The sequence below is a fragment of the Rubripirellula obstinata genome, assembly GCF_001642955.1.
GTDB lineage: Bacteria > Planctomycetota > Planctomycetia > Pirellulales > Pirellulaceae > Rubripirellula > Rubripirellula obstinata.
The window spans coordinates 1-12,160 of the sequence record NZ_LWSK01000149.1 but is presented as its reverse complement, the minus strand read 5'-3'; the positions used below and the strand labels follow the sequence as shown (position 1 = coordinate 12,160).

9 protein-coding genes are annotated in these 12,160 nt (G+C 53.8%); 6 read left to right on the top strand and 3 right to left on the bottom strand.

Going from position 1 to position 12,160, the window contains the following annotated elements; genetic code table 11:
* Positions 1-266: 266 nt before the first annotated feature.
* Positions 267-731, bottom strand: a complete 465-nt coding sequence (locus RC85_RS22700; protein WP_068267029.1) for a YkgJ family cysteine cluster protein — start codon at positions 729-731, stop codon at positions 267-269.
* Between the two features lie 164 nt (positions 732-895).
* Between RC85_RS22700 and RC85_RS22695 the strand changes: the two genes are divergently transcribed.
* Positions 896-1,753 (top strand): formyltransferase family protein, encoded by an 858-nt coding sequence (locus tag RC85_RS22695; RefSeq protein WP_068267028.1) that lies wholly within the window; start codon positions 896-898, stop codon positions 1,751-1,753.
* A gap of 196 nt (positions 1,754-1,949) precedes the next feature.
* Here RC85_RS22695 and RC85_RS22690 read toward each other — a convergent pair whose 3' ends face one another.
* Both RC85_RS22690 and RC85_RS22685 read right to left on the bottom strand, forming a co-directional pair.
* Positions 1,950-3,224: a glucose-1-phosphate adenylyltransferase gene (locus RC85_RS22690; RefSeq protein WP_068267027.1), complete on the bottom strand. Its 1,275-nt coding sequence runs from the start codon at positions 3,222-3,224 to the stop codon at positions 1,950-1,952.
* 81 nt (positions 3,225-3,305) lie between these two features.
* Positions 3,306-4,322: a ferredoxin--NADP reductase gene (locus tag RC85_RS22685; protein WP_235033475.1), complete on the bottom strand. Its 1,017-nt coding sequence runs from the start codon at positions 4,320-4,322 to the stop codon at positions 3,306-3,308.
* Positions 4,323-4,611: 289 nt separating this feature from the next.
* On the opposite strand from RC85_RS22685, the gene RC85_RS22680 reads away from it, so the two are divergent.
* The 5 genes from RC85_RS22680 (at position 4,612) to rarD (ending at position 11,912) form a co-directional block, all read left to right on the top strand.
* Positions 4,612-5,859 (top strand): hypothetical protein, encoded by a 1,248-nt coding sequence (locus tag RC85_RS22680; RefSeq protein ID WP_068267026.1) that lies wholly within the window; start codon positions 4,612-4,614, stop codon positions 5,857-5,859.
* A gap of 27 nt (positions 5,860-5,886) precedes the next feature.
* Positions 5,887-7,368, top strand: a complete 1,482-nt coding sequence (gene hemG / locus RC85_RS22675) for a protoporphyrinogen oxidase (RefSeq protein ID WP_068267025.1) — start codon at positions 5,887-5,889, stop codon at positions 7,366-7,368.
* A gap of 301 nt (positions 7,369-7,669) precedes the next feature.
* Entirely contained in the window at positions 7,670-9,103 is a 1,434-nt protein-coding gene (gene mgtE, locus RC85_RS22670; RefSeq protein ID WP_084422951.1) for a magnesium transporter, read from the top strand.
* A gap of 615 nt (positions 9,104-9,718) precedes the next feature.
* Complete coding sequence (locus tag RC85_RS22665) at positions 9,719-10,954, top strand: M14 family metallopeptidase (RefSeq protein ID WP_235033473.1); 1,236 nt, start codon at positions 9,719-9,721, stop codon at positions 10,952-10,954.
* Positions 10,944-11,912 carry an EamA family transporter RarD gene (gene rarD, locus RC85_RS22660; RefSeq protein WP_068267024.1) on the top strand — a complete coding sequence of 323 codons (969 nt, stop codon included), beginning with the start codon at positions 10,944-10,946 and terminating at the stop codon, positions 11,910-11,912. The genes RC85_RS22665 and rarD overlap by 11 nt, the downstream gene beginning before the upstream one ends.
* The last annotated feature ends 248 nt before the right edge of the window (positions 11,913-12,160 follow it).

Here is a 12,160-nt window from a genome sequence, read left to right as displayed (position 1 = left end):
GGTTTCGCGGCGTAGCCGCGAAACCGAGCCAGAGAATTGATGTGGGGCAGCCATCCGGGTGCTCACGCACCCGGCAGGGGGCTGTCGGCCCTCCGGGCCTATTGCGCAGTAACTGATGCGACGTCCCGAGCGAAAGGCGACTATAAAAAGTCGTACGTTCCTAACACGTGTTTTCCGGGACCAAAACTCTTCACGGCGTTGGGTATCGCCCCGTGAGTTCAGCCGCGGACATCGCTATGCCCGCGCGGTTGGGCTGGGCAGCTCGCCTAGGCGATTGGCAAACCGGTTGGCTTGCGACTTCTTAGCGTGTTGGACTTGGAACGGTCAGTTTCGGGGAATTGCGGGCCAAACAATGCGTCTGCGTATTCGTCAATTTGCTCGGCGCTTTCAAAGTATTTTTCGTAACACCAATCGTCCTCGAACTCGCATTCGTCAGTCGTGTAGTCGCGACAAATCTGTGGCCTCGTTTCGTAGATTCCACATCGGTAATCGTCCTGCAAGTGTTTACAGGTCGTGTGAACCAGCAAGTACCAGGTCTCGTCATCGATAAATACGCTGGCACGATCGTGCAACAAATACCATCGCATGTAATCAAAGTCGCGTCGATTGACGGGTTCTTCGATCGCCAACGCAAAGTAGTGACAACATTTCGCGGTGCAGTGTTCGCAAAGGTTTTCGCCTTCGGGAAAGTCGCTTCGTCGAAGCCGGGTCGGTGGAGCAATCGCGGACATAGTGGCTGGAAAAACAGGGTTAAATGGGACTGATCGGTCGGCCCAGAAGGTACCAAGTCCTGGGGTCGGCAAAAATGGCCCCGGCGTGAACAATAGTCAGAACTTGGTAGCGACTACGATTTAGCGACTACGCATTATCCGCCGAATGTTGAGTGAAACCGTCCATGGAAGTCATCATCACCGCTCTTGGTCCAGACAACGCCGGGCTGGCCGACCCGATCATTCACCACGTTACCGGACGCGGGGCCAGGATCGCCGAGATCCAGATGTACGATCACGACGAAGAACAGCTTTTTGCAATGCTGTGTCGAATCGACATTAACCCCAACGAATTCGAGCCGCTCAAAGACGCGATGCGGCAAATCGGCCAGCACACCAAATTGGCGATTCGAGTGTGGAGCAGCGAGTATCGGGCTAAGAATCCGCGGTTGGCCGTCGCCTGCACGTTCATCGAGCACACGCCAAGAGCGGTTCTGCAAGCGGTCAAAGAAAAGCTGATCGCGGCCGAGGTTTCGGTTCTGATTTCAAACCGTAAGAAGCTAGAAACGCTAGCCAAAGAGTTCGGGGTTCCGTTCCGAATGATCGGAAACGAAAAGGGATCGGCCAACGACACTGAAATGGTCGAAGTGCTGGATGAATTCGACGTCGATTATCTGATCCTGGCACGCTACATGCGAATCCTGCCCGCTTCGACTTGTTGGCAATTCGCGGGCGGACGGATCATTAATCTGCACCATGGCTTGCTGCCAGGCTTCCCCGGTTTTCGTCCGTACCATGATGCCCATAACGCCCGGATGTTGACCTTCGGCGCGACGTGCCATTTCATCATTCCAGAATTAGACGCTGGAAACCAAACGATCAACCAACAAACCTTCGCAGTCTCACCTGGCACACCGCTCGATAAAATTATCCAAACCGGTGAAACCGATAACGAACCCAAGTGCCTGACCGAAGGCGTCCGCCGAGTGATCGACCGCGAAGTCTGCTTGCGTTTTCACCGCGTCGTCGCCAGAGATCGTTGAAGCCAGAGATCGTTGAAGCCAGAGATCGTTGAAGAGCTTTACCCGGATTAGTTCGTTTAACCGCGTGGGCATCGCCCCGCGCGTCCACGCGGCCCCAACCGCGCTGGGCGATGCCCACGCGGTTAAACAATTTAGAAACCCATCGCGACGTTCAGGTCCGCCCCTACGGTTGTCACTCTTTTACACAAACGAGAGACTAAAATTCAAAGCTATCCGGGATCGTTGCGTTCTTGATCACGATTGAAACTCCATCACGAACCTGCATCGGTTCGTCTTCGCCTTGGTTTTCAATCTTGTCAGCGTTTGCGATTTTGACGTTTTTGCCGATGCGGCAATTCTTGTCCAAAATCGCACCCGAGATTACTGAACCGTCGCCGATGCCGATTGGCATGTTGCCGACGTCACCTGATTCGATGTAATCCGCTCCCATCACCACGCTGTCTTTGATCGTGACACCGTCGCCAATGACAGTTCGCAAACCGATGATGCTGTTTTCGATGGTGACGTTATCGCCAATTCGACATCCATCTGCGATCAAACTGCCGGTCACCTTGGCGTCGCCCATAATCGTTGGCGGCAAAAACCGTGGGCGAGAATAAATGGGTGCTTCGCGGTTGCGAATGTCGAACGGTGGGTTCTTACCTGCCAGCGACAGGTTGGCTTCGTAAAAGGCACGAATCGTTCCGATGTCTTCCCAGTAACCGTCGAACAGGTGAACGTTGACCTGGTGTGAATTGATCGCTTTGGGGAAAACTTCTTTGCCAAAGTCGCTGTCTGAATTGCTGCGAAGCAAATCAACCATGACATCTTTATTGAAAATGTACAAACCCATGCTGGCGATGCAGTCGCGGCCGCCGCTAGGAATGCCACGCTGGTCGATCCAAGACGGATCCATCCGAACGGTTTGAATTTCTTCTTCGGTTTGCGGTTTTTCCACAAACCCTTTTACTCGGCCATCGTCACCGATCTGCATGATGCCCAACGACGATGCGTCTTTTCGCGATACCGGAATGCCCGCGATCGTCGCGTCGGCTCCGGATTCGATATGGGTTTTCATCATGTCGCGAAAATCCATTCGGTAAAGCTGATCGCCCGACAGAATCAACACATGCTCGATCCAATCTTCTTCTAGGTGGACCAAGTTTTTGCGAACTGCGTCAGCGGTACCCTGGTACCAATCCTCGTCCGGTGAAACGGTTTGCTGAGCGGCCAACAATTCCACGAACCCGCCATTGAAGTGGTCAAACGTGTAGGTTTGTCGCAGGTGCCGGTGCAGGCTTTCGGACAAAAACTGAGTCAACACGTAGGCTCGATTGAGCCCGCTGTTGATGCAGTTACTGATCGGGATATCGATCAATCGATACTTGGCAGCCAGCGGTACGGCTGGCTTGGCGCGGATCTTGGTCAGTGGGAAAAGACGTGTTCCGCGGCCACCGCCAAGAATCAACGCGATCGTTCGGGAAAGGTCCATGATGTTATTCCTAGGTTGAGTGTTTTTGTGGCATTAGTTTTAGCAGGTTAGCGACCGAATTTGTTGGCAAGTTGGTCGTCTTTACCAATACTTCTCAAATCGAATCGTTCCCGGCCCGTCACGATCGATACTGTTTTTTTGATCCGCATTTTTATGATCATCGATTTCAACGAAGCCTTTGTCCTTTAAGACTTGCAACATTCCGGGCGTTGCGGGCGGATCAGCACCCGGCGGCGTGTAGCCGATCATTGACGGATTGCCGCACAGGAATACATGAGTGTTGTTTGGCGACAAAGGATCCCCCGCATGCTCGGCAAGCAAACCGCTGCTGAACAAATCCTGAACGTATTGCTTGCCAACGTATCCGGGATGCGTTTTGTCCCAATTTTCGACTTCGCGCGTCGTGTAAGAAAGGTATTGATAATTCGGATGCGCCGCTTGCAGATGTTCGTGCTCGGGCAGATACCCCAGATCCAAACGCGTGCGAACCGTGGTGACGTTGATGATGTTACCGACGTGACCGGATGACAAAAGGTCGGTCGTCATCGCGTTATGCGGCGCTTCGCCGGTCCCGGTGGAAATCATCAACACAGTGTCGGTGGGTTTGATGTTTTCCAAAACATAGGTACCGACAATTTTCTTCTGAACTTCGACCCGATCGCCGTCACCCATCAGAAACAGACGCGGCGTCAAGGAAGGTGCTTTTGCATCGGGCGAGGCCGCGTGTTTGACCAACGCAATGTAAAATTCCAGATAGTCGATTTCGTTGACCGTCACCATTTTTTGCTGATCCAACAACGGGCACGAAATCGAATACGCACGCCGAGTCAGCTTCTTAAACTTCTTTTCTTCCAGCTTTTCATCCTGTGAATCTGGCAGGCGGGTTTCCCAGTTCCCCAGCCCGACCGCAACATATTGCCCAGCCTTGAAAGGCGAAAAACCGTTATCGGGGCGGATACGAAATCTCGCCAAGCCCTCGTGAATATCGATCCGCTCGGTAATCGTACCGTTGTAGTGTTTTTTTCTGAGTTCCAGCTTTTCCGCTTCGCTAAACTCGGCTTGGCCCGTGGCAATGGGCTTCTCATTATGCGTGCTCAATCGTCATCCTTTATCGTTGCAGCCTCGACTGATCCACCAATGTCACAAATAGTCGCCTTTCGCTCCGCGAAAGTGTGCTCTGACGTACTTTCGCTGAGCGAAAGGCGACTATTGATAACGCTCGTCCCTAACCACGGACGCCGCCTAAGAACGCCGCCGAAAGTGATTGAAATGGGGACCACATCCTATCGCGACTCAATATACTAGATTCCATCCTTCCGCATCATGGTCGGTCGATAATTCTGCCCTTCATTCCGAATGCTTGTCATTTTCTGGTTAGGTTCTTTCAATGTTTGCACCATTTCTAACACGGATTGATCGCCCCATCATTTTGGGCTGCGCGTTTTCGTTCTTCGTCGCTGCAAGTTTCCATGCCCAGACCGCCGACGCGGAATCGTGGACGGACCTGCGTGGGACTCGAACCATCAGCGCTCGCATGGTTGGGCTGTGGGGCGACAACGTTTTGTTGGAACTCGGCAATGGCCGCCGCGTTTCAGTGAACCTGAATAGTCTACGCAGCGACAGTCGCATCCAGGCCCGCCGTTTGGCAAAGGAACTGACCGCACAGAGAGCAATTCGCATCGCGGAACTCAATCAGGCCAGCATCGCGGCGGCAGCGTCCGCACCTGATCCTTTGCCCAAACCCGACGAAGCCCCCGCCTATCAACCGCCGTCGAAGGATGTCGAAGTCGATACATTCTTGAACCAAGTCGATCAAGCGATCGCGGCGGGACACCTTCGCGCCGTCTATGATTCGCTGCCGCCGTCCTACCGATCCGACGTCGATGAATTGGTCCGTCTTGCAGCGGCAAAGGTTGACGCCGATGGGTATCAGTTGATCGTTGGTGCCCTTCAAGCGGCTGGCAGCGCTCTGGTAACGCATCAGAACTGGTTGCTCAGCAGCCCGCGTGTTCAGGCGGTTCCCGAATCGACTGTTTCCCAAATTCGTGGACCGCTGTTGTCGCTGGCCGGTTTGGCGCATGCAACCAAGGACACTGATTTGTTTGACCTGGATAAGATCAGATCCGAACCTTTTTCGCAGTGGCTTGGCGAGTTCGATACTGCAACGTGCGACTATTTGTATCAGACGAATCAAGAACTTGGCCGCTCTGCGAAACGTGATGTCGAAGTCGGATCAACTCGAGAACGCGACGAGATAAAAACAACGCACGTGAAGATTGGCTCTGGTGAAAGCGAATCGTCGTTTACGTTCACCAAGGTTGACGGTTATTGGGTGCCGACGTCGATGGACCAAGAGAATTGGTCCAAAATGGTGAACGAATGGAAGGACAAAATTGACCAAAGCAGTGGCGATTCGTTGCTGCAACCGTACGCTGGTTACGCCCAAGGTTTCAACCTTTTGCTCGGACCACTGACGATGGCCGAAAATTCAAACGACTTCCACGCGGCGATCGAAACGACGGCAGAGTTCTTGACGACGAATCTTCCGCCGTTGGCTGCGTTGTTCGGTGTCAAGTGGGATTTCAATCCAGACGATCGGCAGAACAATGGGTACTACGAAGACATTGATTATTAGGACGCACGAACGCAAAAGGATTTTGTTTTGAGAGTTGCGATTATTGGCGGTGGATTGTCTGGGTTGGCAACGGCCGTCCAATTGAACCTGATGCACCAGCAGCGTTTGGCATCGGGCGAAGACTGCTCGCTGCAAATCCAATTGTTCGAGGCCGGTGATCGAGTCGGCGGTGTGATCCATACCGAGCGAATTGGCGATTGGGTGATCGATCACGGCGCTGATATGTTTGCCACCAAACCGCCTGCCGCAATTGAACTGATGGAAAAGCTGGGTGCGACCGATCGCTTGATCGAACCCAAACCAAATCGTCGCGGCGCAAGGATCTGTTTTGGCGGAAACTTGGTTCCCATTCCAGACGGTTTCGTTTTGATGCGAGCGACGCGGACCAGGCCCATGTGGACAACGCCACTGTTGAGCCTGATGGGGAAACTGCGTTTCTTTGCCGAGCGGTTCGTGTCGGCTCGCACTCCATCGGGAAACGATGATGAATCAGTCGCGTCATTTGTTCGGCGGCGAATGGGCAACGAAGTACTCGACCGAATCGTTGCCCCGCTGTCAGCCGGAATCTACACCGCCGACGTCAATAAGTTGAGCATGCGGTCAACGATGGGTCCGATCTGGGCGATGGAACGGTCGCACGGATCGTTGGCCGCCGCCACCAAGGCGCGTCAGAAATCAGGCGAAGACTCCGTCGAACGATCCAGCACCGGCGCAAGATACGGCCAATTCCGATCGTTCCCGGGCGGCATGATTGAACTGATAAAAACGCTTTCGGATAGCTTGCCAGAAAACACGATTCAACTTCAATCCAAGATCGATTCACTCCACCGAGATGATTCAAACGGTACCTGGAACGTTGTTCAAAATCCAGGCGATTCAAGTCCGTTCGATCATGTTGTAATCGCTCTGCCACCGCCCGCCGCAGCAAAATTGCTGGAGCCAGTTTCCACCGATGCCGCCAAGAGTTTACGACAAATCGAATCCGCTTCCACGGCGATTGTGGTGCTGGTCGTCAACCGTTCCGACGTTGCCAAAAACATTGACACGTTTGGTTTCGTGGTTCCCGCGTCGGAAAACCGTCGCATCTTAGCGGGCAGTTTTGCGAGCCACAAATTTGAAGGCCGCGCGGACGACGATCAGGTGATCATCCGAACGTTCATTGGCGGAGCGACACAGTCAGAGCTATTGCACAATGAAGATGAAACGCTAATCGACATCGCTGCCGAAGAACTCGCCGAGATCATCGGATTGTCAGGCAAACCGTTGTGGGCGACCGTCGTTCGATGGAATCAAGCGATGCCTCAATACCACGTTGGCCATCACCAAAAAATCGAGCAACTTGAATCGGCGATCGCTCCCATCGAAGGCCTGTCGGTGATGAACAACGCCATGCACGGTGTGGGAATCGCACCCGTGATCGCTCAAGCCGGAAAGGTCGCTGACGCGATTTTTGGAGCGTTGGGTTCTGGCGGATTCGATACGCCAAAGACGTTGAACTCCCAAAGGTGATCGGACTGGCAGATAAAGCCGCCGAGCGGTGACAGCCTTTTGCCAGGTACTTCGCATCCGGACCGTGCATTCGCCAACTACCGCAAGTCTTCGCATCTTAGTCTTCGCATCTGATGCGTCGTCCGATCGATAGCCGCAGGCTTTGGGTCGGCTGGGCCTCATTGTGCCATTGCCCTCTGTCGATGAGGCGAATGGAGCGGTAAAACGGGTTGGCCACCGGGATGCAGGGCCGGTTTTGCAGACGGCCGGTGTAAACCGCCCTACGTTTTGTCGAAAGCTGCTCTCGTCCACACCAATCAAGATGGATCATTTGAACGTGACAAAGACCGCCGACACTTCTGATAGCACTTCAGTTTCTGACCGCCCCGTTTCTGACCGATCCGTTTCCGATCGACCCTGGGAAGAACTCGAACGATTGGCCGAAGCCGGTGATCCGCAGCAGCTAGGTGAATACGTGTCCGGCTTGTCGAGCTGCGACCAAGCACTTGCGTTAAGCCGATTGGACGAACGTTTGCGAGCGTCGGTGTTGTCCGGTCTGGATGCGGATGACGCGGCGGAGTTGATCGGTCACTTGCCCGAGTCACAGGCCGCGCGGGCGATCGCGCTGCTGACGCCCGATGATGCAGCCGCGATTGTTCACGAATTGCCCAGCGATGAGCAAGCGGATGTTTTGGGTGACCTAAGCACCGATCAGGCGGAGGCGATCTTAGAAGCGTTGCCGGTTGACGAAGCCGATGCGGCGCGGCAATTGTCATCGTATGACGACAACGTGGCTGGCGGGATGATGGTCACGGAAATGCTACGGTTTACACCGGAGATGACCGTGGCCGACGTTATCGCGGAACTCAACGCGGGTGCGGAAATCTACAGCGACTTTGATGTTCGTTACGCCTATGTTTGCGAAACCGATGGTAAATTGGTCGGCGTTCTGCCAATGCAAAATCTGTTGTTCGTCAAACGAGCCGCAAAGCTAGCTGATTTGATGATCCAAAATCCGCTAGCGGTTTCGGATACGACCGAGCTGGATGAATTGATCGACTTTTTTGAAAGTCACGCGTTCGTTGGCGTGCCCGTGGTCGATGAAACGGGGCTGTTAAAAGGGGTGCTGCACCGTGAAGCGGTGTCGTACGAGGAAACTCGGGCTGCCGAAAGCGATTATCTGAAAAGCCAGGGGATCGTCGGCGGTGAGGAACTGCGATCGATGCCGCTTTGGCTGCGGGCTCGCCGGCGATTGAGCTGGCTGAGTATCAACATTCTGCTGAACATTGGTGCGGCCGGTGTGATCGCGTATTTCCAAGACACGCTGCAATCGGTCATCGCGCTGGCGGTGTTTCTGCCAATCATCAGCGACATGAGCGGTTGCAGTGGCAATCAAGCCGTCGCAGTCAGCATGCGTGAACTTTCCCTGGGATTAGTCAGGCCGTCCGAGATGATGCGGGTTTGGTGGAAAGAAGTTTCGGTTGGCATGATCAACGGCGCGGTGCTGGGTTTGTTAGTCGCACTTTTAGCAGTCGTCTTTGACGGGAATTATTACCTGGGTTTGGTGGTCGGTCTGGCGCTGCTGATCAACACCATCGTGGCTGTTTCAATTGGCGGAGTGGTGCCATTGTTGATGAAGCGATTCGGCTTTGATCCCGCGGTCGCCAGCGGCCCGCTGTTGACCACGGTGACCGACATGTGCGGATTTTTCCTGGTCCTGGGGTTGGCCACGATGTTGCTATCAAAACTGGTTTAGAAATTGTCCAAAACAATCTCCCGGTTTTCCCGTAGCTGGGCGCAAAGTAGGCCGTAGCGAGCTTCAAGCGAGTTATGGCAGGTGTGCAAAACGCCGTAACTCGCTCCGCTCGCTACGGCCTACAAAGAGAGCCTAAACCACAATCCCGGATTCGGCATCGAGTGGACCGACAAGCAAAAGTGTGAGGATCATCCCTTCTGTTCCGATTACGGTGGGTTATCTGGTTTAAGGCATCCGGCTGATTTACTGCTCATGAATCGGCGTAAAATGGACGATTCGATTAAATGTCGGTGTGTTCTTTGCGGACATTTTGCTTGCAAAGACATCCACTGTCTCTGCCAGGGTCTGTCGTATCGATCTTGGATCTAACTGACAGTCCTGATACCCTCCCAAATGCTGCGAACATGCGGCATCCCACCTCTACGAATCCCGAGCCGTTCACTGACAAGAACAGTGACCAGCCCGGCCCACCTGTTTTCCCTCCCCCGCTTCGTATCGATCCAACCGGTGCATTCCAGGGCATTTTTTGCCTGACGGATGCATCACCCTCCGTATTTTCTGCACCAGAGAACTTGCGTTGCGGGTCGATACATCACGTGAATTACGGACATAGATATGAGCAAGCCATTGGTCACATCGCGTCGCCGCGCGTCACTGTTTCTATCACTTATGCTTGGGATGTCGCTAACCGGCATCAACCACGCCTGGGCCGATCCACGTGAATTGACGCAGACCGATGTCGCCTTTGAATCGCTCGACAAAACAGTTTCGTTTCAGACTGATTTTCCGGGAGGGAAGATCGATCGATTGGTGGAACGCGGCTCCGATGAATTCGAGATCGTGATCAAACCCGAAGTCGAACCGATCAACGATAGCGCGTGGTACGCATTTCGCGTTCAGTCAACCGATACTCAAGAGATCGACATTCGGCTTCGTTACGAAGGCGGATCGCATCGGTACGCTCCCAAAATTAGCCACGACCGAAAGACCTGGAAAAGCGCCGATCAAATGATCGTTGCACGGCATCCCGGTGGACGAGAAGTCACGCTGCGGGTGCCAGTCAGTGAGAAAGCACTTTGGGTTTCTGGTCAAGAAATTGTCAGCAACCGCGATATTAAAAACTGGATTTCAACGCTGGCAGAAAAACCTTACGTTGACGACAACGTGATCGGCGAATCCGTTCAAGGCCAACCGTTGTATCAGATGCAAATCGGAAATGAAGACGCCCGGGATTCCATCTTTATCCTGTCGCGACAGCATCCACCCGAAGTCACCGGCACGATCGGCATGATGCACTTTGTGGAAGTGCTATCCGCTGACACAAAACTTGCCAAACGATTTCGCGAAAAGTTTTTGACCGTCGTTGTTCCGATCGCCAACCCTGATGGTGTCGAACATGGGTACTGGCGAGCGAACGCGAACGGCGTTGACCTCAATCGCGATTGGCAACACTTCACCCAACCTGAAACCGCGGCAATTCGCAACGAATTGGTTCGGTTGACCGAGCGTGAGAATGGACGGCCTTGGTTGTTCCTGGATTTCCACAGCACTTACAACGAACTGTTTTACACCGCTCCCCAGGAAAACGATCTTTTTCCGCGTGGCTTTACAAAACAGTGGCTAGCCGCGATCGACAAACGAATGCCATCGTTTGACGTGTTGCGAGACGACGCCCACAATGCTCACCGAGCGACCAGTAAGTCCTGGGTTGCGCGTGAACTTGGCATCCACGCGATCACCTACGAATTTGGTGACGAAACCGAACGAGAGCGAATTCGCGAGATCGCCGAAGCATCCGCGAAAGAAATGATGAAGCTGTTGTTGAAATTTAAAGAAGTCGATGCAAGCTGATGAAGTTTTGACTTCTACTGTTTCAGTTGCCGACGGCAATCGTCATCTTCGCGTTGGCATTGCCAGCGTCCTGCTTGCCCATGTGATCTGGGGATTCTTTCCGCTGTACTGGCGGTTACTGGGTTCGATTTCTGCGTTTTCCTTAACGGCGCACCGAATCGTTTGGTCGTTTCTGATCGCGGCATTATTGTGTACCGCGATCAAACCGCTTCGCAATCGCCTTTGGCGTCGGCATCCACCCCGGACGCTTGCCATTCACGCGATTGCCGCGTTCATGATTGGGATCAATTGGGTCGCGTTTCTATACGCCGTCAATTCTGGTCACGTGTTGCAGTCGGCGTTGGGGTACTACATCAACCCACTGGTCAACGTGATGTTGGGGGTGGTGATTCTGAAGGAACGGTTGACGCGTCTGCAAACGTTCGCGGTCGTGTTAGCGGCGATCGGTGTCAGTGTGATGAGTCTTGTCGGCGACGGCATCCCATGGCTATCGCTGGTGATGGCATTTTCGTTTGGGTTTTACGCGCTACTGAAAAAACAGGCATCGCTTGGTGCCATCGAAGGCTTGACGTTGGAAACGGGGACATTGCTTCCGTTTGCGCTTTGTTACTTGCTTTGGTTATCGCCCGGGGTGGAAATGAGTGTTGCGCCTGCGATCGATCCAGGCAACGTTCCATCTGCAACCGCTGCTTATTCAGCCGGAACGTGGGCGATGTTGATCTTCGGTGGTGCGTTGACGTTAAGCCCACTGACATTGTTCGCGTTTGCCGCGCCGCGAGTTCCTTTGTCGATGATTGGAATCTTGCAGTACATTGGCCCGACGCTGCAGTGGATCTGCGGAGCGGTGTTGCTATCCGAACCCGTCAGCAAATCACAACTCGCCGGATTCGGCTTTGTGTGGGCAGGCATCTTGGTGTTCGTTGTCAGCGGCCTGCGACAAAGAAAACAAAACGCTTAGGAATTGTCCCGAAACAAGTTCCGTATTTGGCGAAATCTTTCGTAGCTGGGCCCGCCAGGGTTCAGACGGGGACAGCTAGTATTCCGCGTCAGCTCAATCTTCGGGTAGCGGAACTCGCCAACGACTTGTTGAACTATCTCGTTTTCGATGGGTTTTGGGGTGGTTTCCCCCTTACCCCCGCTGCGCTCATCGCGCAGCGGGAGCCTCGTTAAGTCGTCGTGTCGGGTTGGAGGGATAGGCGGACGGGG